Origin of the sequence: Azonexus sp. (assembly GCF_030824335.1) — a bacterium.
Taxonomy (GTDB): Bacteria; Pseudomonadota; Gammaproteobacteria; order Burkholderiales; family Rhodocyclaceae; genus Azonexus.
Map to the genome: position 1 here is coordinate 121,591 of NZ_JAVBXX010000003.1, position 20,670 is coordinate 142,260.

The following is a 20,670-nucleotide window of genomic DNA, read 5'->3' on the forward strand; positions in this document are numbered from 1 at the left end:
ATCGAAGGCTGTGCATCTGTTTCCGAGTAATACCCCAAAAGAAATGAGATTGCCTATGCACGCATCGAACCGACACCGTGAAAATCATCTTCTGGCTGCCTTGCCGGCAGCGGACCTGGACCGTCTGATCCCACAACTCGAATTAGTCGCGGCCCCCCTGGGCGAAGTGCTTTACGAACCGGGCGTCCAGATGCAAAACGTCTACTTCCCGATCGACAGCATCGTCTCCCTGCTCTATGTCATGGAAAACGGCGCTTCGGCCGAAATCGCCGTGATCGGTAACGAAGGGATTGTCGGGGTTTCACTGTTCATGGGTGGCGAGACAACGACCAGTCGCGCCGTGGTGCAAAGCGCCGGGCATGCCTACCGGATGCGCAGCCCCTTGCTGAAAGACGAGTTCTTCCGGGCCGGCCCGATGCAAAAGCTGTTGCTGTGCTATACCCAATCCCTGCTCACCCAGATGGCCCAGACGGCAGCCTGCAACCGCCACCACTCGCTTGATCAGCAACTTTGCCGCTGGCTCCTGTTGAGCCTGGACCGCCTGCCGACGAATGATCTGGTCATGACGCAGGAACTGATCGCCAACATGCTCGGCGTACGCCGCGAAGGCGTGACCGAAGCAGCCGGCAACCTGCAACGGGCAGGCTTGATCGAATACCGGCGCGGCCATATCACGGTGCTCGACCGACCGGGCCTTGAAGCACGCGTTTGCGAATGCTATGCCGTGGTCAAGAACGAATGCGACCGCCTGTTGCCGGATGTGGGTTTCAAGCAGTCATCCCGCTAAGCGCGCAGCGTTCGCTAGCGCCCCGACAGCCCCCCTTCCTTTGTGCATTCTGGGCATGTTTCCGGCAGCCCCGGCAAGTCGACTACCGTCGTTCTTGATTGCGGGCCTGCTCATCGAGAAAGTCTCACATGCCCACCACCACGACAACACCGCTGACCAACCAGCTCATCTCTGCCTTGCCGAACGACGACAGGCGACGCTTTCTGGCGGCCTGCGAGTCGGTTGAACTGACTTTTGCCGACATCCTGGCCGAACCCGGCGCGCCGATCGTGCATGTTTACTTTCCGACCAACAGTTTCATTTCACTCGTCACACCGCAACAAGACAGCCCTAACCTGGAAGTCGGCATGATTGGCGATGAAGGCATGCTCGGCATCACGCTGATCCTCGGCGTCAATATTTCGCCGCTGCATGCGGTCGTTCAGGGAGGCGGCCCGGTGCTGCGCATCGGCGTCGTGGCCTTCCGTCAGCAACTTGATTTGAGCCCGACCCTGCAGCGCATATTGAAGCGCTACCTTTTCATCCTGATCGAACAATTGGCCCAATCCGTCGCATGCAGCCACTTCCACGTCGCCGAGGCACGGCTGGCACGCTGGCTGCTGATGACCCAGGACCGGGCGCACGCCCCCCATTTTCATCTGACACACAAATTCCTGGCCTTCATGCTGGGAGTTCGACGGGTTGGCATCACCAAGGCAGCCACGGCGCTGCAGGACAAAAAACTGATCAGCTACCGGCGCGGCGAAATCATGATTGTCGACCGGGCCGGACTGGAGCAGGCCAGTTGTGCGTGCTACAACGCAGCCAAGCTCAGCCATGCCTCGGGAATGCAAATGGCTATCTACGATGCATCCGGTATTGCCGAAAGAAATCCTTAAGACAGAATTCATCTTGCATCGCTACGATGCATGCATGAAATCTGTGCGAGGTATCGACGAATGAAAACGAACAATGGCAAAGTATTTTGTAGCGCGCTGCTGGCACTGTGGCTGCCGTTGTGGTCGGCTGGCGCCCAGGCCAGCCCGCCAGCGGAAAAGATCGTCTGCGCCGATCCCGCCACACGGTCAAGCTGGATGTCGGAACAGGCAATCCGGAAACACTTTGGTGACCAGCAATATGCCGTCGCCAAACTCAAGGTTTCCCGTGGGGGATGCTATGAGTTCTACGCCGTCCAGCATGACGGCGCTATCGTCGAGGCGTATTACCACCCGATATCCGGGGCGCTGGTTCGTCACAACAAGGTGCAGAACCAATCGAGCAATGTAGCTTACGAAGCAAAGTCTGCCGGAAAATAAGCCTGGCGTGCAGCCTGCTAATATCCGGCCATGACACGCTACCAGGCTCTGGCCGAGCACACCGAACAACTGATCGCCCAGGGCATCCTGCGGGCCGGCGAACGCCTGCCATCGATTCGCGAAACCTGCCGAACCCGGCAAGTCAGCCCGATTACCGTCACGCAGGCGTATTACCTGCTGGAAAGCCGGGGCTTGATCGAAGCCCGGCCACGTTCCGGCTATTTTGTCCGGGCCCGCCTGACACCGGCGCTGCCAGAACCGGCCATGACGCAACCGGTCGACGGGGCCACCGAGTTGCAGATCAGCGATTTCATTTTCCGCATTCTGGACAGCGTCAAGGACAGCAGCGTGATTCCGCTGGGCTCCAGCTTTCCCAGCCCTTACTTGTTCCCCTTGGCCAAACTGGGGCGCTTTCTCGCCCAGGCCGCGCGCCGGCTCGATCCGCTAGCCACCGTCACCGATCTGCCGCCCGGCAATGAGGAACTGCGCCGCCAACTGGCACTGCGCTACCTCGCCCGTGGCGCCAAAGTCGGCACGCAGGAAATCGTCATCACCTCCGGCGCGCTGGAGGGCATCAATCTCTGCTTGCAGGCCGTCACCCGGCCGGGCGACCTGATTGCCGTCGAATCGCCGACTTTTTATGCCGGACTGCAGGCGGCCGAACGCCTCGGCCTGCGCGTCGTCGAAATCCCGACCCATCCGCGCGACGGCATCAGTCTGGCCGCGCTCGCGGAAATATTGCAGCGCCATCCGGTCAAAGCCTGCCTGCTCATGCTGAATTTCTCCAATCCCTCGGGCAGCCTGCTGCCAGACGCGGGGAAAAAAGCCCTGCTCGACTTGCTGCGCCGGCATCAGGTGCCGCTGATCGAAGACGACGTGTACAGCGAACTTTATTTCGGCCCGGATGCCCCGCTGTGCACCAAGGCCGAAGACAGCGACGGGCTGGTCATGCATGTTTCGTCCTTCGCGAAATGCCTGGCGCCCGGTTATCGCCTGGGCTGGGTAGCAGCCGGACGCTTCGCCGAAAAGGTCCAGCGCCAGAAACTGTCGACCAGCCTGGCCACCACGGTCCCGGTCCAGATCGCGCTGGCCGAATATCTGAAACACGGCGCTTACGAACATCATCTGCGCCAGTTGCGCAAAACCCTGGCCGAGCAGGAAAACTGGCTGGTTTCTGCGGTCGACCGCAGTTTTCCGCCCGGAACGCGACTGGCCAGGCCGCAAGGCGGCTATTTCCTGTGGCTGGAATTGCCGCCGCAGGTCGATGCGCTGCAACTGCATCGACAGGCGCTGGCCCACGGCATCAGCACTGCGCCGGGGCCGATCTTCTCGGCCCAGCGGGAATTTGCCCACTTCCTGCGCCTGAATTTCGGCCACCCCGATTTTCCCGGCCTTGAAGCGGCAATCGCCAAACTGGGCCAACTGGCGCACGCGCTGTGCTGAATCTGTTCCTATAAAAAACACGACAAGCTGAATCTGTACCCATCAGCAGGCGGCTGATTTACTTCGCCCATCCACATTGCCCAAGGAGCACAGGGATGGAAAAAGCCGTCAGCAAGGTCCGCACCGCCAAGATCGAGCTTTACCGCAAGCAGGGAAAAATTCACGCCAAAGCAGTCGATGGCCGTTTCAACCGTCTGCGCTGGGCCGCCGTCTGGCTGACCCAGATCATTTTCTACGGCGCCTGCTGGCTGCAATGGACGCCGGCCGACACCCCGCGCCAAGCCATCCTGTTCGACATCGCCCACGAAAAACTCTACCTGTTCGGCCTCGTGCTCTGGCCGCAGGATGCGCTGTTGCTGGCGATTGCCTTGCTGCTCGCCGCGCTCGGGCTGTTTTTCGTCACAGCGCTGGCTGGCCGCCTGTTTTGCGGCTTTGCCTGCCCGCAAACCGTCTATACCAGCATTTTCGTCTGGATCGAAGCGCGCATCGAAGGCGACCATCTGGCCCGCCTGAAACTCGACCAAAGCCCGCTGAGCGCCCGGAAACTGGGCTTGAAAACCCTCAAGCACGGCGTCTGGTTGCTGATTGCCGCGTGGACGGGCATCACCTTCGTCGGCTATTTCACCCCGATCCGCGAATTGCTGCCGAGCCTGGCCGCCTGGCAGACCGGGCCGTGGGAAGCCTTCTGGCTGATTTTCTACACCGCCTTCACCTACGTTCAGGCCGGCCTCGCCCGTGAAGCCGTGTGCCAGCACATGTGTCCGTATTCGCGCTTCCAGGGGGTGATGTTCGACCCGGCTACGCGCCAAGTCGGCTATGACCATCAGCGCGGCGAACCGCGTGCGGCGCGCCGCCAGGACAAGGCGGCCGGCGACTGCATCGATTGCGCTATTTGCGTCGAGGTCTGCCCGACCGGCATCGATATCCGCAATGGCTTGCAATATCAATGCATCAACTGCGGCCTGTGCATCGATGCCTGCGATCAGGTCATGCAACGCCTCAAGCTGCCGACCGGACTAATCCGCTTTGCCTCGGAAAACGAACTGAATCTGCGGTCACCCCTAGAGCCAGCCGTTGTTCCTGTGGTCCAGGAAATAGCCCAAAAACGGCCACGCATCATCATCTACGCCAGCCTGATTGCAGCATTCACCCTGCTCGGCGCCTGGACGCTCAGCCAACGTACGCTGCTCGTCGTCGATGTCTGGCGCGATCGCGGGGCCTTGCTACGCGAAATGCCGGATGGCCGGATCGAAAACGCCTACACCCTGAAGCTGACCAACCAGGCGGATACGCCGCGTCGCATCGAGATCAGCGCCGACGGCCTGCCCGGCCTGGAAATTATCGGTGCCCGGCAATTCGATATTCCAGCTGGCAGCATCCAGCCAATCCAGCTCACGCTTGCCGCACCGAGCAGCGCCAATCTGTCGGGGCTGCAACCGATCGCGCTGGAAATTTCGTCCATACAGGATGGCCTGCGCTTGCGCCAGCCCAGCCGCTTTGCCCTGCCCTGAGATGGGCGAGGCAAATCGGTTCATTGTCCCAAGCTGACGGATACGCTCAGGATAGTGGCGTCAAGCAGGTAAAAATCACCGTTCGGCGAGACGGGTATTGCTCGGCCCATTGCCCGAGACCGTAGCCGGCGCGGATGACGGCAAGTCCCTATTGCTCGCCAGCAATGCCGCAGGCGCAGCAAGCTCATACGAAGCAAAAACTTGTTGTGGCGAGCGGGTTTCCGGCAGTACATAGACAATGCCGTTGGTACCCTGGAAAGCCGCGCTGACCACATTCTTGAAAAAAGCGGCCGGTACATTGATGCAGCCAAAAGAAATCCGGTTATCGCCTGGCGATGGCGTTGCCAGGCGCTCGGCACGGCGCTCCCGAGGATTGCCGGTCGCCACCGGGTGCAAGGAGATCGCAGTTTCGTAGTCCACCCAGAGAATTTCGCCGCCTTTCAGATTGCGGTCGAGCGACGCCTCAAAGCGCCCGGCGGGCGTGGTGCGCTCTTCCGGACGAATACTCGACAACTTGCGCTCGCCAATACCGGGCACGGCATCATCACCCACCGCCAGCCCGAGCAAGGCCGGCGCGGCACCGCGCAGCCGACCGTCGGCGTAAAAAACGAATACCTTGCCCTGCGTCTTGTCGACAATGACGAACGGCAACTGGCGGTTATCGTTGGCATGAACAATCCAGTCAGCCACATGCCGGGCGTCCGGCGATGCACTTTCCTGTTCAAAGTTAACTCGCCGAACCACCCTGTCAGCCGGGGCCATCGTGTTGGACTCCCCGGCAACAGGTGACAGCACCAGTTCCGCCGAAAAAGCAGGAAAGACGCTGACACCGGCGGCCAACAAGCCCAGGCCAAAGCCTTTTGCCAAAGTCCGTGTGATCAGGCGCATCGTCTTTACCCTGCCTTCCTCGACACAACGCCGTCGCTGTGCTCAGTTACGGTCTTGTTTGCGTGGGCGATGGGGCGCCACATAAGCCGCTGGTGCAGCCTGGTCGGGTATCCCTACTGATGCTGGCTCCGGTACGACAACCGGCACTACAGGTTCCGTCACCACTGGCGGTGGTGCCAAGGCCAACAACTGAGGGGGCGTGGTCGTACGTTCCACCGTAGGTACCCAAGTCGGCACAGTCACCAGGACCGAGGGCGACGTCAGGCCCTGCTCGACGTCCAGTGGTTCGTTGGGTTCAATAGCGACGGGCTCTACCGGTAGTACCGGCGGGACAACCACAACCGGGGGTACGACCACGACTGGAGGCACGACCACGACCGGCGGGACGACTACGACTGGAGGCACAACCACAACCGGGGGTACGACCACGACTGGAGGCACAACCACGACCGGAGGCACCACGACCGGAGGCACCACAACCGGCGGTACGACCACTATTGCCGTGATGGCCGCGGTCGTGGTCGCTGTCGGAGTAAAGCGGCTTTGATTTCCGGATGAAAGCCGTTTGAAAACCGGACAAACAATATTTGAAGATATACGGTGATTTCAGGACAGAAAAAACCGCCCTAGATCAGGGCGGTTTTTTTCAAATGTCAGCCATTTCGTAGCCGATCAACAGCGACCTCGTAATAATGTTTGCTGACCTCTATCCCGACAAACTGTTTGCCTTGATCGATAGCAGCCAAGCCTGTGGTGCCTGACCCCATGAACGGATCAAGGATGCGTTGGCCGCACGCTGCTACCAGATGATTCATAAGCTCCAGAGGTTTGCCAACCTGATGCAACTTCTCACCAGGTTTTTGTTGCACCCTGAATAGACCTGCCGAGTAAGCATCTCCAACCAAGCTACCTTTGCTGCCCCAAACGAAGAATTCCGTCTGCGCCTTGAAACCGCCCTTGTAGGGCCGAGCGCTGCCTGCTTTATCCCAAACGCCGACCCCCCGCCAAGTAAATCCAGCCGCTTGTAATGCATCTGTTGTGACCGGCAATTGACGCCAATCAGTGAAGACGATCATCAATCCACCGGGATTCAGCTTTTCGTAGCAAAGGGCCATCCAAAGCGCCGACCAATGCAAATAGCTGCGCTGATCTTTTGAGTCACCAGCAAAATCAGGCCACTGGGTACCGCCACTGTTCAGGTATTTACTCCCTGTCGACGCCGCACGGTTGCCTTTCGACTGACCACCACTTGAGTATGGCGGATCAGTGACTACGGCATCAAAAAGACCTTCGAGGGCGGGTATCACCGTCAAGCAATCTCCACGGTGTAGATCGGCTCTGGTCAAGTGCTCATGTTTCTGATTGTTAAAGAACGGAGGGTGCTGCTGTTTCGTTGCTTCCATGGGGTGTTTCCTTTCGGGATGACGCTCCATGGCGTTCAGATTCGTGGCTCGTGGCCTTCACTTGATTGATCGCCCCACAGCGGGGGCACTTGATCGACAGGCGGGTGTATTCCGCTTCTGCCAGTTTTCTGTTGCATGCGCCGCAACGGATGATTTCCATATTTACTACCTGCAGTGATAGCCTTCTGCCCGCTGTGTGCACAGCACGGTGCCTTGGCTAAACGCAGGACGCTTCTGCGGGAGGTGGCCGTTACGGGTGTTCCTGCACCTGTAACGGTCGCACCGTCTCAGTGGGGCGTTATACCCAACATCAAAACCATTCTTGTGGGCCGAATAAATCGACAACGGGCGGGTAGGTTTGGCACATCCAGGCCGGCGCCAAATCTGCACGTAACTGAGCGTCGAACAAACCTACTGTAGCGCCCTTCGTCAACCCTCTGATATCCCGCCGAAACTGACATAGCGCATCGTGAACTAATGTCGCTTGCCATGTGACCGGCTTGCCATCACGCCCACTCGGACCATCCCATGGGCCGATCCAAATATCACCACATAGACGATACGCAGGCGAGCAGCCATCCCATGCATATCTTGTGGCAATCTCGATTGTCTGTGATGCGATCCGTACCCATTCGCCCATGTAGAAGACACCATCAAGCCAGGGCGAACACAGCGTGAATTTCCGGTCAATGCAGTAACGCCAGTCGCTCATGGCCAGCCCGCATCGATGTCGATCATCGACAACTCATCAATTGATGTCGCTGCGTTAATCGCGGCTTTCAGCACGCGGGCGTGGGCATGCAGTGCGCCGGCATGGGCCGTCAGGCTTGCCTGTAGCGCCAGCACGCCCGCAGCATCAACCTGCAGAGGCGTATTGTCAGCCGCGATCCAATCCGGGAATGCGGGATTCTGGCCACCCATCAAAGCGCTGACTGCCGCCAGCGCTGTCGAATTGATCCGTGCGACTGAACGTTCGTCCGATTGGAACCAGAGACCAGCATGCGGAAAGCCTTGGGTTTCTAGCGCATCGCGGCGGGCATTGACTGCATCAACGAGTTGTGGTGCCGTCAGTTGTGGTGCGATATAGAGACCAATCGGACCAAATTCACCAGCCAGCACCCGGTTATAGATTGATACACCGTGCGCCTCTGTGTCATCGGGCGACGCAGAAAACGGGATGTAGTCGTCGAACCCACCGAATAGAACATTGCAGTTAATGGTTTGCGCCAGAGCGCCCCAGACGCAGTTTTTGACGTCGATGACTTCCATCATGCGATCCTTTGAGCAAGCACAGCAACTGGATTGGGATGAAACGCTGGCGCCTTGCCCAGCAATCGCCAGGAGCCGGGAGCACTGCCGCCGGATGTCGCAGATGCATATCCACCGCCGATAACTGCATATTCGGCAGATGAGACAATTGTTCCGGCGGCAACTTCAGTACTCACGTTGCGCCAAATGAACGCCAGACTACCGACGTTTCCATGCCCAAAATCCAAAGGCAGCACCGCAATATTTCCCGCGCCAAGCAAAGTGACACCAGCAACTGTTTTGATGTTTGTACCGGACACCAATGACGCTTGCTTGGCATTAATTTGTGCTTGCTTATCATTGAGCTGTGCCTGCAGCTTCCCGAACGCCGCTAGTTCGCTGTCCGCCGCAGTAATCGCCGCAGCACTTGCCGTTGACAGCCCCGTCAAGACCGTCATCCGGACATTCGCCGCGAAATCTCGAATCGTCTTGTTGCCCGCGATATAGTCATTCACAGTGCCCGTTGTGATCGTCGGCTCTGCACCGACATCAGCCGCCGTCAACAACTTCAGAACCCACTCGCCAAAAGCGGTAACAGAAAGCACTTTATTTTCGGCTGCAGGCGAAAGCGCAGGAAGATTTACTAGCGCTGCTGCGGCTACTGCCTCTGCTGCTTTGTCTATTGCTGTGTTTGCCGACGCCAGCGCCTCGCCGGCCTTTGCCACCGATACGCCAGCTGCTGATGCAGAGGCATCCGCGTAATCACTGGCGGTGAGCGCTGCAGCTACCGCAGCAGCAGCACGCTCAACGACGTGCGCTGCTACAGCAACCACCTGCGCCAGCGCCGGCACAAACCGTGTCCTGTGCCCTCCATTCCCCAGACCTGACTCAGCGTTTGAGTCATCGGTGAGCACGCTGCCATCGCCACCCACTGCCGGATCAAAACACACGCTGTTTGTCATTACAGAATCTCCGTGATTTCGTATTTTTTGCTCATGATTCGCTTGCTGCTATGCAACAGCGCCGGCAAGCTTTGAAGCCGCCCAAGGAAGTTTCGGCGCACGCCGTTTTCGCTATCGCTCGGGTCCGGTATGACCAGCACTTCGCCGGTCACGCCGGCCATGCGGTCAATCTCCAGCGCAAACTGATAGCCCTCGGTAACGCTCATTGCCGGCAGATCAAAACTCAGCGTCCGCCGCTTTCGCCTCGGCTCGAAAAACTCTTCACCGGTCAGCGAAGCATCGACGGCCGAAGCATCACCAAAGCCCAGCCCGACACCAGGGCGCATACCGTGTTTTGGTTGCCATGCGTCGGCGATATACAGACGGCCAATGTGCACCCACCCATCTGAATTACCGGTGTCACTAATTTCAACGCGCCAGTAGCGCGCAATGACCGCAGCAGGCAGCACGCAAATAAATGGTGCTTGATATCCCGCAACCGCCTGCTGGCTGACAGTTCCGAGCCAGAAGTTATCGTCTTCCCATTCCAGTAAATCCTGCGGGATCGTGCCAGCCGGCCACATGGGCACAGCCCCAGAATCGTAGAGCGGCGTTGCGAACGTGTTTTCATCATCACCGATGATCCGCACCGTTGCCGAGGTCGATAGGTTGTGCGCGACCAGCGCAACAACACGGATACGTCGGGCCTGCGCTAGATCGATATCAAATTTCGTCGAGGCATCAGACGCATCAGTAGAGCGTGCAACTCGCGACAAGCGACGATTCTGCAAATTAGACAGCGGCAGCGAGGCCATCCAATTACCGCCCGACAAGATCGCCTCGTCGGCTCTATTGATAAGTCCTATCGTGACTTTTCCCATATCAACCCCATAACGTGAGATAGAGCCGGCGCAACTCAAGATCAGGCCGGATGCCGAGCACAACAAACAGCTTTCCGGGCCCCATGCCGAAACGCGACAGCGTGACGCGAACGACATCACCCAGATCCGCAATCAGCCCAGGGTCGTACGCCATGACCAACTCAACCGTCAGCCGGTCAGCCTTGTAAAGATTGAGCCTGCGAGTGGACTCAGCCGCCGCCGCGCCGGCATCGCTCAACAGCGTTTCAAACTCAAGCGCCGGTGCCAGCAAATGCTTGATCTTGATCGCCGCATCGCTGGCGACAACAGACCGGTAGCTTTCGCGCAGTTCAGCGCGCCGTGCAGCACCGACGGCGCCGGCCACGTCGCTATCCTGCCGGGTCCAGAACCGGGCATATTTCAGCGTCACTTGCCACGTGGCCACACCCCGGCCAACATCGTTACTCGGCACGCGATCAATGCTCAGAATGTCGTCAGCTGTGATGTCGAGCACCGGCATACCGGCCGGTTCTTCAAGCCGGCTCATCCGGAATTTCCCAAGCCGATCAAAGCCCCACCAAGCACCAATCGACTCGCACAGCTTGTCCAATACTTCACGGCAGGTTTCGTCGTTGATCCAGATGCCAACCTCCGCGCTGTTTTTCGCATCAAGCGCCAGCAAGTCGACTGCAGAGATATCCCCCGCAGCAATACCGCCCGCGCCTGTTGCAATCTGCTGCGCCAGTTGCGCAACAGTGCGGTTTCCGACTGCTATACCCTGCGTCGCATCGGCTGTGACGATGCCGTCCGGTGACGTGCCAAGTCGGATATAGCCGCCCGCCGCCCAAGCGCGGTATTGTCCTGCGGCCGGCGCGTTGGCTTCCATCTCCGCCTGGCTGCCGTAGGCTGATCCTGCGGTCAACGCTGCACCGCGCACATAAACTGCCGACACAGCAGAAACGGCACCATCATTGATCTGATAGATCAGCCGGCTCGTATTGACGCAGGGCGGCGCGATGTTGAACACGCGACCGAAAATGCGCGGCTTCGGCTTACCCTTCAAGTCGCCGGCCACGCCATCCAAGCCGGCCGGTAGCACATTCGTGCCACCGTACTTATTCGGCGCTGCCGGCTTATCGAGTTCAGCCTGGCGGTCGCGCAAACGAATCGATACTTTTTGCCACGTAACAGCAGGTTGCTCCATCGTGCCAACAAGCACAGTCGTCCAGATAGGAGGGCCACCGCGACGTACTTCACCGACCAGAATAGTGATCGGCTGGCCATCAAGACCAAATGTCGCAATGTCATCCAACCCACCATCGATGTTCGTCAGTTCCAGCACCCCATAACCAACGGTCGATTCGCCGCCCGTTGTGCCGCGACCAAACATCTCTCGGCGCATGTTTGCCGGCTGTTTGATGCGTGGTTCGTACGCGGTGTGCGCCAGCCCACCGGGCGGCAGACCGGCAGACCCGGTGGTATATCCGGCACTCGACAAATACAACATCCGCGTACCAGCGATGGCCGGGTCAAACACCGTAATGTGCGCAAGATAGATAGTTGCCATTACGCAGCCATCCGCAAAACACCGCTGCTTTCAATCGCTGCAAGCTGTTTTTCAAGGAAGGAAATGCGTTCGATCAAGGCTTTCTGACCCAGCGCGTTGCTTTCTGCAGAAGCTTCAATGGCACGGATGATGTCGCTGTTATCCTGCTTTTGCTGCGGGCTTGGCGACTGCATCATCGCTCTGGTCTGCTCAAACGACCAGTAGCGTGCCGGGCCTGTGGCCTCGAGTTCCGGACCTCCTTCACCCACCATCCGAACGCCACCGACGTGGTAACCACCTGCCCGAAAGGTCGGCAGACCGTTTTTCTTAGCCCAGTCTTCTGCTGTGCCGGCAGAAAGGCCGAGCAGCGAATCCACTTCCTTCAGCGTCAGGCCTTCGTTCCATGCGGCGGTGTAAATCGACTGCGCGTCGTTGTTTTTAACGGCATTCTCGGCCCACCCATAAATTTCTGATTGAGTCATCGTGCCGCCGCTCTTACCTGTCACCGCCAGTTGGCCAGCATCATTGATAAACGCAGATGCGCCTCGGGTTGATGTGTAAGATGGCCCTGCGCCTGTCTCTACCACTTTGCCGGTCTGCCCGGCCTTATTGAGCGCATCCAACACGCCCTGGTTGATCGCAACACCCATTGCGGCCGAGTTACGAACTTCAAGCAACAGCGACTGCATCGCCGCATCAACAGACAGCAGCGAACTTGCCGCCGACGAAGCGCTGCTGTTGAGCGATCCCATCTGGCGCTCAAGGCCGACGAGCGAATCCTGCGCACGCTCGGCATTGCGGCTAGCAACAGATTCGGACTTGTCCAAGGATTCAAGCACGCGCTGATAGTCAGCGACATACGCGCCAGTAGTGGCGTTGTAATCTTGACTGACCGTCAGGAAATTACGACCAGCTTCCGGCAACTGCTGGATCGCCTCTGCGTTGCCCAGTTGAGCCAGACGGTACGTTTCTTCGAACTGGCGCTTCGCCTCACGGTATTTTTGTTCCGGATCGAGGACTGACAGATCGGACAGCATCAAGCTATCCCGATAATCCCGGATCGAATCGACAGCCTGTTCAAACGCATCCAACAACTGCTGTTGCGCCGAAATTTGCAACTGCACGCTGCTTGCGTAGTCACTCGCGTATTGCTCAACCCGTGCGTTATCCGCATCAAGTGCGGCGATGTAGGTATCTAGTGCGGATTCCTGCCTGGTAGCGGCTACTTCGGTCACAACCTTTTGTCGAGCGGCGGCAATCGTTGAAGCCGCTTGATTGATGGCATTTGCTGTGCCAGCGACCTCAGGTGTGATCCCGGCAAATGCCGACTCAACCTTCAGCATCGCAACGGCCAAGGGCGATGCGGCCCCGGCGGTCTCGACGATAGCTTCGTATGCATCGCGAAATTGTTCTCGCGTCGCGCTTGCTACGTCAGTCTCTGTAATAACAGCGCCTGCTGCAGCGAGTGATTCTGTGATTGCACGAACGACATTGGCGCGCTTTTCCTCAGCGGTGTAGTAGTTTTCGTAATAATTTGACAGCGTGGCTTGCAGGGTTTCCAAGCCTCCAAATGCCGTTACAAGGGCATTTCCGGCACTCAGGATGTCGTTTGCAAGACCAGTGCCCGTCAGCGACACGTCAAGTAATTTGAATGCCTCTCCAACCTGTGCAACCTGCGCCGAAACGCGGGAAAAGGTTTCGGCCCATGAGCCAGTTTCGCCGCTGCTCGTACGGATTTCGTCGATCACCGGAAAAATTGCCTTACCAAGACCTTCTTGTAGTTGAGTGGCCGCGCCGGTCAGCAACTCTTTTATCCCACCGACGTTATCAATCGTGATGTCCGCTGTATAGCCGGCGATGATCGCGTTGATGTCAGTCGCGCCCAAAGAGGTGCCCAGCTTCTCGAAGCTCGTTACGGTTTGGTCATAGATGCTGTCAAGCGCAGTGCTGATCGCATCGTATGTGCCGAGGTCCTTTGATACCAGTCGCTCTGGACGACTTTTGACGTTCGCGCCGAAGATTCCGTCGAGAATCTGTTTTGCGTAATCTGCGTCCTGGATACCGTTAACGACCGGGCCGTTATAACCCCCGTCCCCCATATTCATTTCGCCAACGGAAGGCGTGTAGCCACTTAAGAATTCGTCGCCGACATCACGACTTAAGTACCGGTTGTTGTTGATGTCGACAAGTTTTGACCAGTTCGTGCGGATTTCTGCTTCGGTCATCTCTGCCGCTGTTTTGAATACCGGCACAATTGCATCAACCATCTGAGCGCCGGTGACAAATCCATTTTCGTCATCAACCCACGTGCCTTGGCGCTCAACCTTCCCAAGCTTTTCGCCAACCTGAAGGCCGATCTGCCCGAGCAGGATGTTGTACTGCTCATCCGTCAATGTGTTTTTATAAGTGTAGTAATCCTCGCCACCAATACGGCTCACCTGGCGCTCGGCGTTCGACGTCAGCATGCCGATCATGTCGCGCACCGACAGATTGATGTCTGTCAGATAGGTTTCAGTTCCACCGTTATTGAACCAGCCGCTTGTTGTTTTGTAATTCTCGCCGATTGCGCCACTGAAACCGCCCTGGCTATATTTCCCATCAAGCGTGACGCCGGTCTGAAATGTGTCCCCGCCGCCAAATTTATCGACAAGGCCACCGATAATGAGGGGCGCTGCCACTATGGCAGCAGTGCCGAGTGACGAAATGAACCCGGACATCGCACCTTGGCCAGCCGCAATCCCTTCGGCCGTCGCTAACATTGCGGCATCGCCTGTCGCTTGGAATGCGGACTGATAGGCCCACATTGCCGCTTCGCTAGCAGTAGGGTTCGCAAGCCCGGCCGCAAATGCCTGGCCGCCCAGGGCACCAGATCCTGTTATCGCACCGTAGCCCGTGCCGACCATGTTTGCAGCATTGGCCAGCGTCTGACCAGATAGCAGTCCATAGGCCGAACTGGCATTGCTGACAAGGCCCAGCGCACTACCCAGCCCGCCACTACCACCACCAGCCGACGATCCAGATAGCGCATTCAGCGCAAGGCCGAGCAATTGCTTGCCGGCATCCGCCGTGAATTCGACACCAAATTTCAGAAGGGTTGTGGCTGCGGTACGCTGTAACGAGTCGAAGAACACATCTGCTCGGGATTCGCCAGCTTCGAATGACCTGAAAATTGAATCAGTCATTCCACGACTGATGTCACCGAAGAAACCGGACCAAGCTGTCTTCTGCTCTTCAATCGCCCGAGCGTTCGCTCGCCGCACCTGCCCAGTTGCGGTCAAGCCGCGCAGTTCCCGCATTGCTTCAATTTGCTCTCGTAGCATCTCGATTTCAGATGCGCTTTGCGAGGTTTTTTCAGCAACAGCCAGTGCCTGCGCTTTAGCTGAAATGGCGTCATCCATGCGGGCAATCCGGAGGACGTCAAGCTGTTCGGCGGTAAGGCCAATTTCGTCATTTTCGAGACGCAACTGGCTGACCTGATCCTGTAATGCGTCAGAAGTCTTCGCCATTTCTGCGAATCGAGCTGCGCTGACGTTAGCGGCTTCTTCTTCAGCCTTCGCTACCGCTTTGACTTGATCCTGATAGAACCTTTGTTGCGTCGTCAGCTTTGAAACGGCGTCAGCGTAGCTTTCCAGGTCACCGGTTTTCTGGAATTGCTTGTTCAGCCTTTCAAGGTCGTTCCAGTACCCAGCATCCAGTCCGGACTCTTTGCCATAGATGCGGTCCATCAGTTTTGCAAGTTCGTCAGCCTCCTTTTTGGCCGTTTTCAAACCTGCGGCATCAACAGGAGGTTTGACTGTTGGCCGTGGCTTTACAAGATCGTCAAGAGAGGCTGCAGCAGATTGTGTGGCCGTTCTAGCACCAAGAATGCGCTCACTCAGCGCATCAATTTCTGCTCGGGCAGCGGCGGCGTCACGCTTCATTTCCTCGCCAATAAACTTGGCGCCAGAAAAATCCCCCGTTGCAACGGCTGCGGCCTGAGCAGCCAAACCACCGATTTCTGTTCCAACAGACCGGAAAACATAAGCGACATTCGCGCCAAGCACTGCGACGGTTTCGAAAACAGTACCGATACCGTTTTGAATCTCTGCCATTGCTCCTGTGGCCCGAGCATTGTCGTCAGCTGCGCCGGACATGGCATTAATGATCTTGGTCAAATCGTCGACAGCACCGGTGGCCAACTTGACCGAATCGAAAATGAAGCCGCCTGTATTTTTTTGGCTTACGGTCAAAAACAGGTTGTCCCACGTATCTGAGAGATTGCTGATGGCACCATCCAGCGTCTTTGCACGCTCTGCCATTGCACCCGAAAATTCGTTTTCACCGATCTTTGTCAGGTACTCATTAATTTCCGCAGCACTGTTTTTGACAGTAGTTGTCACGCCCTGGAAGGTAAAGCTGACCTTGCCACCCTCCTGGCTTGCCTTTATGCCAAATTCTTTTAGTCGTTCAAATTCGCTGGTGCTGGCATCAGCAACCGCCTCGATAAATTGATCAAGGCCTTTTCCCATCGCGGCGGCTGTGTTGCCGTATGACTCTAGTGCCCGTTGCGATGGGTCAAGCCCGAGTGACTTTAACTTCGTAAATGCCGATGTGACTTCCTGCAGGCTATACGGCGTTGTTGCTGCGAATTGCTGGATTGCGGCAAAAGCCATCTGTGCATTTGCCGTCGATCCAGTCATCGTGATCAAGCTGGCGTTCATTACGTCAAATTCGCGCTGAACAGCAACCAGTTTTGATGCAAATGCGCTGGCTGATACAGCACCAGCCAAGCCGGTAGCAAGGTTTTTGACAGATCCCGAAAGGCTGGTTACTGCGGTATCTGCATTACGAGTGGCGTTGACAAAATTACCACTGTCGCCTGTGAACGTGACTTTGATTTCCGGACCGCGCGTCATTGTTTTTCTCTCAAAATTTACGCTTGATTCATGTGCAGGTGGCCACCAGCTCACTCTGCGTTTTCCCGCTGGTCGGCCCAGACATTGAGCGCCGCACGCTCCATCTCGCGCAGACCAAAAAACAATTCACGGCGAGATTTTTTCTTGATGCCGAGTAAGGAAAACAGGGCTGGCAATGCGTTGTAATCCAGCCCTGTCAGTCCGCCCATGCCGACCCGCCATTGCGTACTGAGGGCAAAAAACACCTCGACGATCTGCAGGTTCTCGGTCAGTACGTCCAGTTCTATATCTAAATCGTCGTCGCCGAATCCCAGCGCCTTCAGGCTTTCAACACCCCCACCATCGGCCCAGGTTTCGGCGACTTCGATTAGTTTTTTCGTTTCGACTCGACCAGCTCAGCGCGGAACGACTCGTACAGTTCGCCGGCTGAAGCTGGGTAGTTGTCGAGCAGCTCCTGCAGACTTTCCGGGCTATACGCTGCATCGGGTCCGTCCCAGCCACGCATGATTTCTGCAAGACCTTCTGCATCCGTTTTGCCTTTTAGTCCTGCGTAGTACTCCTGCAGGGCAGATCGGGACAGATGCCGGTACTCGACACTGATGACTTCGAGTTTTTCGCTACCTGGCACGGACAACCCGACTTTTGCTTTAAACGTGTCTTTCGGTTTGATTTTCAACATGGCATGCCTTTCGTGGAATTAGCTTGCGTAGCGCACGGTAGGTGCGCTCATCGCCAGCGTGATGGTGGAAACCAGCGCCTGGTTCTTTTCCATCGTCGGCTCATCAGACATCGACCAGTAGGCGTTACTGACAGATTTGGCACCATTCGGCAGCTCAACCAGCAATGCAGTAGGAATCTTTGCTTCGCATGCCGCTTCGACGGTCGGGTACCACGGGAGCGATGGATCGTCAAAAAACTTCAGGGTCGTTGTTTTGGCCGACTTGATTGACGGCAGCTTGATTTCGAATTCGTCATCCATGTCGGTCGCGTCAGAGTACTGCTGCTCCCCACCAGCCGTGCTGACGCCGTTAACTTGTGACAGACGATCCCATGCCGTGATGCGGCGAATCGAACCGATACCGCTGCCGGCAGGATATTTATCAGCAGAAACGGTATTGATTTTTTCCAGCGTTACTTCGTTAACGTCTACCGATTTAATACGCACAACGCGACCGTTGAGCGCCGGCCAGGCCGATTGGATTTCGACGTATTCACCAGCAACAGCGCCATGAGCGGCAGCAAGTGTTGCAACGGCCTCCGCCGCGTTGCTGATAGCGCTCATTGCCACGGCTGCACCATAGGTTTTTGCAATCGAAAACTTGATACGTGTTGCAAGCGTTTTAGACATGTTCATTACTCCCAGTTGTTTTTTCCGGTTTCGGGGCCTTGCCAGCTTTGGTCACTACGACAGCGTGACCAGCGGCGACAAGTTGCGAGGCATCCAACGCAGACACCTCAATTTCCTGATTCACGGTCAGCGGGGCTGACCGGAACTTGATTTCTTCGACGATTCTTACTTTCACCATCGACGCACCTCCTATTGAGATAAAAGCACTTCAAACTCATCGGCCCACCACATCGTCTGAGCATCGAAACTCATCAAGCCGCCACGCATGAATCGCGCAGGAGCCTGCGCACCGGCCGGGATGAATTCGTCAATCGCGTCTTTAACTGCACACCGCAATTTTTCGAGATCGGACTGCGCGGCTTCGCCGATTGAGTCCCGGTAATTGCTCACAACGCACACAACAGCAATCACCACGCGCAGCAGAAACTCGCCGTCAAAATCATCCTCAGCAACGCGTTCCTCCTGCGGTATGACGAACACCGCCGGAACACTCACACTGCCATCGGCAGCGGCCATAAAATCGGCAGCGGCCCCAACTTCACGCACATCGACAAGTTGAGTTCTCAAATAGTCAGCAAGGGGCTTCGTATCCATCATTCACCCGCTTCATTCAGATTCCGACGCCCGTAGCGCGACGGGGCACTCTCAATGAAAGCCACGTCATCAATACGTACCGGATCGGTCGATGCGGCAGGAATCAAATTCACCTGGCCGGCGGCGTGAGCGGTCAGTGTTTTCATCACGCCGTCGTATGCGGTTTGAACCTCTTTCGTCATACGCTCCGCGCCCTGCAGGTTGTACAGCGCCACCGTTGACGCCAGCCGGGCCAGCAACGTGGTTTGCACGGTCTGCGGAATCCCGTAGGAGAGCAGCAGTGCATCCGCATCGGTGAGCGCCGTATCGATGGCAGACAGCGCCGCAGACAACGTTGCGCGCTCGGCATCCGTATAACCGGACAGGTCGCCTTCCTCGACAGCAACGCGTAGCGCATCGTCGGGCGGCATCCGCATATCTGCCGGCACAGCAAGCTGAAACAGTCGGCGTGCATTGCTGCGAGCCAGCAGATCGGCGCGGGTAGCGAACGGCATTACTTGCCGCCTTCCTGTGCCGCGTCACGTTCAGCGGCCAGCACCGGCCAGCCCGTCACTGCGGCAACGGCTTCCATCGTCGGCTTGCCACCCTTGGTCCAGAGCGTTGCATCTTCCTTGTTCAGGCCGGCAATGGCAGCGCGGATCGCCGCCAGGCGCTCGGCTGGGTCGGTCGGTGCGTCAGCCGGGGTGCCAGTGCCGGAGCCTGCAGCGGTCGAAGTGGCGGCGCTATCACCTGCCGGCACATCATCGAACGCGGCCGGCTTCGTTTCCGACACCTCCAGCATCTGCTCTTGGTCCAGGCGCTTCTTGGCGGCTTCGTCGACTTCGACGCGCACCCAGCCCTGGGAAAACTTCATGCCGCAGCGGAAGAACGAGGGCAACCCGCTCTTCGGCCGTACGCGCACATAAATGCTCTTCATGGTTTGATCTCCTGACCCGGCCGGGCAATTCCGGCCGGGGTTTCTCTATGGCCCGAAGGCCTGCTCGCGGGGGATGAGTTACGAACCAATCCAGGGCGAAACGAGCAGTTCGACCTTGTTGTAATTGGTGTTCGAGGCTCCGTTGGCCTTGTTGATGGCCTTGATCAGCGCTTCGGCAGCGGCCATGTTGTCTGGGCCAACGACGAGCAGATTCGGGATGATCCCGAGCTTGCTACCGCCATCGCGGGTGACTTTCATCATTGCCTTGAAATTGGCGGTGAAATTGGCCTCGGTCAGCTCGGCCTTGGAGCCATAGGCGAGTTGCCAGAAACCACACACACCCTCACCACGCCAGCGGCCGCCATAGCTGATTGCGTCGTTTTCGTAGACGTAATCGCTGTTCACGGCATTGGTTTTCGAGACGAGCTGTGGCTTCACGCGCTCCTGCAAGTAGAACGGCTTCGGTGCGCGATTCGTGCAGAGCAGCATCCACAACTCCCCTGCACCTGCCTGGAAGTTGCTGACAGTCGTTGCGACACCCGAGCCATCCTCATTCGGATACACCGGATGATCCGTATCGAAGAAGTATTGGCCGTCATAGCAAATTTCGGCGATGGCATTGCCAATGCGGCCGAAGACCAGGTCATTCTGCAGGTCATAGACGGATTCGCCGTAGCTCTGCGCAACGTCGCCGTACATGCCGTACTCGTCGTCTTCGACCTTGTCGACAGGAATATCGAGCGTGTTCTCGAACTTACGGTTCTTGACCGTGTAGGCCGTTTCTTTGGCAACCTTGTGCTGGCGTGGACCAACCCACTCACGGAAAGCGGGAAACTGAGACAGCCACTCGTAAGTGTTGCTGGAGCTGTCGCTGGTCACATAGCCGGCAACCTTGCGCCAATCCTCGCGATTGACTTTGAGGCCTGCATTGAAGCGAGCCTTGATGGTGGTATTAAGCGCGTCGAGTTGCGCTTGCGTGAGGGGAGCACCCATGT

23 protein-coding genes are annotated in these 20,670 nt (G+C 57.5%); 5 read left to right on the plus strand and 18 right to left on the minus strand.

Annotated elements, in window-relative coordinates; genetic code table 11:
- The first annotated feature begins 55 nt into the window (after nt 1-55).
- From RCI20_RS00465 to ccoG, 5 genes are all read left to right on the plus strand, one after another.
- Nucleotides 56-787, plus strand: coding sequence for a Crp/Fnr family transcriptional regulator (locus tag RCI20_RS00465; RefSeq protein ID WP_306602481.1), 732 nt, complete (start codon nt 56-58; stop codon nt 785-787).
- A gap of 128 nt (nt 788-915) precedes the next feature.
- Entirely contained in the window at nt 916-1,665 is a 750-nt protein-coding gene (locus RCI20_RS00470; RefSeq protein ID WP_306602482.1) for a Crp/Fnr family transcriptional regulator, read from the plus strand.
- A gap of 60 nt (nt 1,666-1,725) precedes the next feature.
- Nucleotides 1,726-2,082 (plus strand): PepSY domain-containing protein, encoded by a 357-nt coding sequence (locus tag RCI20_RS00475; protein ID WP_306602483.1) that lies wholly within the window; start codon nt 1,726-1,728, stop codon nt 2,080-2,082.
- A 30-nt stretch (nt 2,083-2,112) separates the two neighbouring features.
- Nucleotides 2,113-3,525: a PLP-dependent aminotransferase family protein gene (locus tag RCI20_RS00480; protein ID WP_306602484.1), complete on the plus strand. Its 1,413-nt coding sequence runs from the start codon at nt 2,113-2,115 to the stop codon at nt 3,523-3,525.
- 95 nt (nt 3,526-3,620) lie between these two features.
- Nucleotides 3,621-5,036, plus strand: coding sequence for a cytochrome c oxidase accessory protein CcoG (gene ccoG / locus RCI20_RS00485; protein ID WP_306602485.1), 1,416 nt, complete (start codon nt 3,621-3,623; stop codon nt 5,034-5,036).
- Nucleotides 5,037-5,111: 75 nt separating this feature from the next.
- Here ccoG and RCI20_RS00490 read toward each other — a convergent pair whose 3' ends face one another.
- From RCI20_RS00490 to RCI20_RS00570, 18 genes are all read right to left on the minus strand, one after another.
- Nucleotides 5,112-5,924 carry a hypothetical protein gene (locus RCI20_RS00490; protein ID WP_306602486.1) on the minus strand — a complete coding sequence of 271 codons (813 nt, stop codon included), beginning with the start codon at nt 5,922-5,924 and terminating at the stop codon, nt 5,112-5,114.
- Nucleotides 5,925-6,219: 295 nt separating this feature from the next.
- Nucleotides 6,220-6,504, minus strand: coding sequence for a hypothetical protein (locus tag RCI20_RS00495; protein WP_306602487.1), 285 nt, complete (start codon nt 6,502-6,504; stop codon nt 6,220-6,222).
- 73 nt (nt 6,505-6,577) lie between these two features.
- A complete protein-coding gene (locus tag RCI20_RS00500) occupies nt 6,578-7,327 on the minus strand; it encodes a site-specific DNA-methyltransferase (protein WP_306602488.1) in 750 nt (249 codons plus the stop codon).
- Nucleotides 7,290-7,487 (minus strand): Com family DNA-binding transcriptional regulator, encoded by a 198-nt coding sequence (locus RCI20_RS17715; protein ID WP_373691443.1) that lies wholly within the window; start codon nt 7,485-7,487, stop codon nt 7,290-7,292. Before RCI20_RS17715 ends, RCI20_RS00500 begins: the two co-directional genes overlap by 38 nt.
- A gap of 150 nt (nt 7,488-7,637) precedes the next feature.
- On the minus strand, nt 7,638-8,039 hold the full coding sequence (locus RCI20_RS00505; protein WP_306602489.1) for a hypothetical protein: 402 nt from the start codon (nt 8,037-8,039) through the stop codon (nt 7,638-7,640).
- Nucleotides 8,036-8,599, minus strand: coding sequence for a DUF4376 domain-containing protein (locus RCI20_RS00510; RefSeq protein WP_306602490.1), 564 nt, complete (start codon nt 8,597-8,599; stop codon nt 8,036-8,038). The genes RCI20_RS00505 and RCI20_RS00510 overlap by 4 nt, the downstream gene beginning before the upstream one ends.
- Nucleotides 8,596-9,537 (minus strand): hypothetical protein, encoded by a 942-nt coding sequence (locus tag RCI20_RS00515; RefSeq protein ID WP_306602491.1) that lies wholly within the window; start codon nt 9,535-9,537, stop codon nt 8,596-8,598. The genes RCI20_RS00510 and RCI20_RS00515 overlap by 4 nt, the downstream gene beginning before the upstream one ends.
- Nucleotides 9,537-10,397 (minus strand): hypothetical protein, encoded by an 861-nt coding sequence (locus tag RCI20_RS00520; protein WP_306602492.1) that lies wholly within the window; start codon nt 10,395-10,397, stop codon nt 9,537-9,539. The genes RCI20_RS00515 and RCI20_RS00520 overlap by 1 nt, the downstream gene beginning before the upstream one ends.
- A gap of 1 nt (nt 10,398) precedes the next feature.
- Nucleotides 10,399-11,943 carry a hypothetical protein gene (locus tag RCI20_RS00525; protein WP_306602493.1) on the minus strand — a complete coding sequence of 515 codons (1,545 nt, stop codon included), beginning with the start codon at nt 11,941-11,943 and terminating at the stop codon, nt 10,399-10,401.
- A complete protein-coding gene (locus RCI20_RS00530) occupies nt 11,943-16,817 on the minus strand; it encodes a tape measure protein (protein WP_306602494.1) in 4,875 nt (1,624 codons plus the stop codon). Before RCI20_RS00530 ends, RCI20_RS00525 begins: the two co-directional genes overlap by 1 nt.
- Before the next feature lie 50 nt (nt 16,818-16,867).
- Nucleotides 16,868-17,185: a DUF1799 domain-containing protein gene (locus tag RCI20_RS00535; RefSeq protein WP_306602688.1), complete on the minus strand. Its 318-nt coding sequence runs from the start codon at nt 17,183-17,185 to the stop codon at nt 16,868-16,870.
- Entirely contained in the window at nt 17,185-17,496 is a 312-nt protein-coding gene (locus tag RCI20_RS00540; protein ID WP_306602495.1) for a phage tail assembly chaperone, read from the minus strand. The genes RCI20_RS00535 and RCI20_RS00540 overlap by 1 nt, the downstream gene beginning before the upstream one ends.
- An 18-nt stretch (nt 17,497-17,514) precedes the next feature.
- Nucleotides 17,515-18,165, minus strand: coding sequence for a phage tail protein (locus tag RCI20_RS00545; RefSeq protein ID WP_306602497.1), 651 nt, complete (start codon nt 18,163-18,165; stop codon nt 17,515-17,517).
- Entirely contained in the window at nt 18,158-18,343 is a 186-nt protein-coding gene (locus RCI20_RS00550) for a hypothetical protein (protein WP_306602498.1), read from the minus strand. Before RCI20_RS00550 ends, RCI20_RS00545 begins: the two co-directional genes overlap by 8 nt.
- Before the next feature lie 11 nt (nt 18,344-18,354).
- Nucleotides 18,355-18,762 carry a hypothetical protein gene (locus tag RCI20_RS00555; protein ID WP_306602499.1) on the minus strand — a complete coding sequence of 136 codons (408 nt, stop codon included), beginning with the start codon at nt 18,760-18,762 and terminating at the stop codon, nt 18,355-18,357.
- Nucleotides 18,759-19,253, minus strand: a complete 495-nt coding sequence (locus tag RCI20_RS00560) for a phage protein Gp36 family protein (RefSeq protein WP_306602501.1) — start codon at nt 19,251-19,253, stop codon at nt 18,759-18,761. Before RCI20_RS00560 ends, RCI20_RS00555 begins: the two co-directional genes overlap by 4 nt.
- Complete coding sequence (locus RCI20_RS00565) at nt 19,253-19,675, minus strand: hypothetical protein (RefSeq protein ID WP_306602503.1); 423 nt, start codon at nt 19,673-19,675, stop codon at nt 19,253-19,255. Before RCI20_RS00565 ends, RCI20_RS00560 begins: the two co-directional genes overlap by 1 nt.
- A gap of 78 nt (nt 19,676-19,753) precedes the next feature.
- Nucleotides 19,754-20,668, minus strand: coding sequence for a Mu-like prophage major head subunit gpT family protein (locus tag RCI20_RS00570; protein ID WP_306602504.1), 915 nt, complete (start codon nt 20,666-20,668; stop codon nt 19,754-19,756).
- Nucleotides 20,669-20,670 lie beyond the last annotated feature (2 nt).

Bases quoted from the DNA above. Each gene is read 5' to 3' on its own strand.
- RCI20_RS00565 (WP_306602503.1), bottom strand. From the start codon at position 19,675: ATGAAGAGCATTTATGTGCGCGTACGGCCGAAGAGCGGGTTGCCCTCG.
- RCI20_RS00490 (WP_306602486.1), bottom strand. From the start codon at position 5,924: ATGCGCCTGATCACACGGACTTTGGCAAAAGGCTTTGGCCTGGGCTTG.
- RCI20_RS00550 (WP_306602498.1), bottom strand. From the start codon at position 18,343: ATGGTGAAAGTAAGAATCGTCGAAGAAATCAAGTTCCGGTCAGCCCCG.
- RCI20_RS00540 (WP_306602495.1), bottom strand. From the start codon at position 17,496: ATGTTGAAAATCAAACCGAAAGACACGTTTAAAGCAAAAGTCGGGTTG.
- RCI20_RS00560 (WP_306602501.1), bottom strand. From the start codon at position 19,253: ATGCCGTTCGCTACCCGCGCCGATCTGCTGGCTCGCAGCAATGCACGC.
- ccoG (WP_306602485.1), top strand. From the start codon at position 3,621: ATGGAAAAAGCCGTCAGCAAGGTCCGCACCGCCAAGATCGAGCTTTAC.
- RCI20_RS00465 (WP_306602481.1), top strand. From the start codon at position 56: ATGCACGCATCGAACCGACACCGTGAAAATCATCTTCTGGCTGCCTTG.
- RCI20_RS00475 (WP_306602483.1), top strand. From the start codon at position 1,726: ATGAAAACGAACAATGGCAAAGTATTTTGTAGCGCGCTGCTGGCACTG.
- RCI20_RS00555 (WP_306602499.1), bottom strand. From the start codon at position 18,762: ATGATGGATACGAAGCCCCTTGCTGACTATTTGAGAACTCAACTTGTC.
- RCI20_RS00500 (WP_306602488.1), bottom strand. From the start codon at position 7,327: ATGGAAGCAACGAAACAGCAGCACCCTCCGTTCTTTAACAATCAGAAA.
- RCI20_RS00570 (WP_306602504.1), bottom strand. From the start codon at position 20,668: ATGGGTGCTCCCCTCACGCAAGCGCAACTCGACGCGCTTAATACCACC.
- RCI20_RS00530 (WP_306602494.1), bottom strand. From the start codon at position 16,817: ATGACGCGCGGTCCGGAAATCAAAGTCACGTTCACAGGCGACAGTGGT.
- RCI20_RS00515 (WP_306602491.1), bottom strand. From the start codon at position 9,537: ATGACAAACAGCGTGTGTTTTGATCCGGCAGTGGGTGGCGATGGCAGC.
- RCI20_RS00545 (WP_306602497.1), bottom strand. From the start codon at position 18,165: ATGTCTAAAACGCTTGCAACACGTATCAAGTTTTCGATTGCAAAAACC.
- RCI20_RS00505 (WP_306602489.1), bottom strand. From the start codon at position 8,039: ATGAGCGACTGGCGTTACTGCATTGACCGGAAATTCACGCTGTGTTCG.
- RCI20_RS00480 (WP_306602484.1), top strand. From the start codon at position 2,113: ATGACACGCTACCAGGCTCTGGCCGAGCACACCGAACAACTGATCGCC.
- RCI20_RS00525 (WP_306602493.1), bottom strand. From the start codon at position 11,943: ATGGCAACTATCTATCTTGCGCACATTACGGTGTTTGACCCGGCCATC.
- RCI20_RS00520 (WP_306602492.1), bottom strand. From the start codon at position 10,397: ATGGGAAAAGTCACGATAGGACTTATCAATAGAGCCGACGAGGCGATC.
- RCI20_RS00470 (WP_306602482.1), top strand. From the start codon at position 916: ATGCCCACCACCACGACAACACCGCTGACCAACCAGCTCATCTCTGCC.
- RCI20_RS00510 (WP_306602490.1), bottom strand. From the start codon at position 8,599: ATGATGGAAGTCATCGACGTCAAAAACTGCGTCTGGGGCGCTCTGGCG.
- RCI20_RS17715 (WP_373691443.1), bottom strand. From the start codon at position 7,487: ATGGAAATCATCCGTTGCGGCGCATGCAACAGAAAACTGGCAGAAGCG.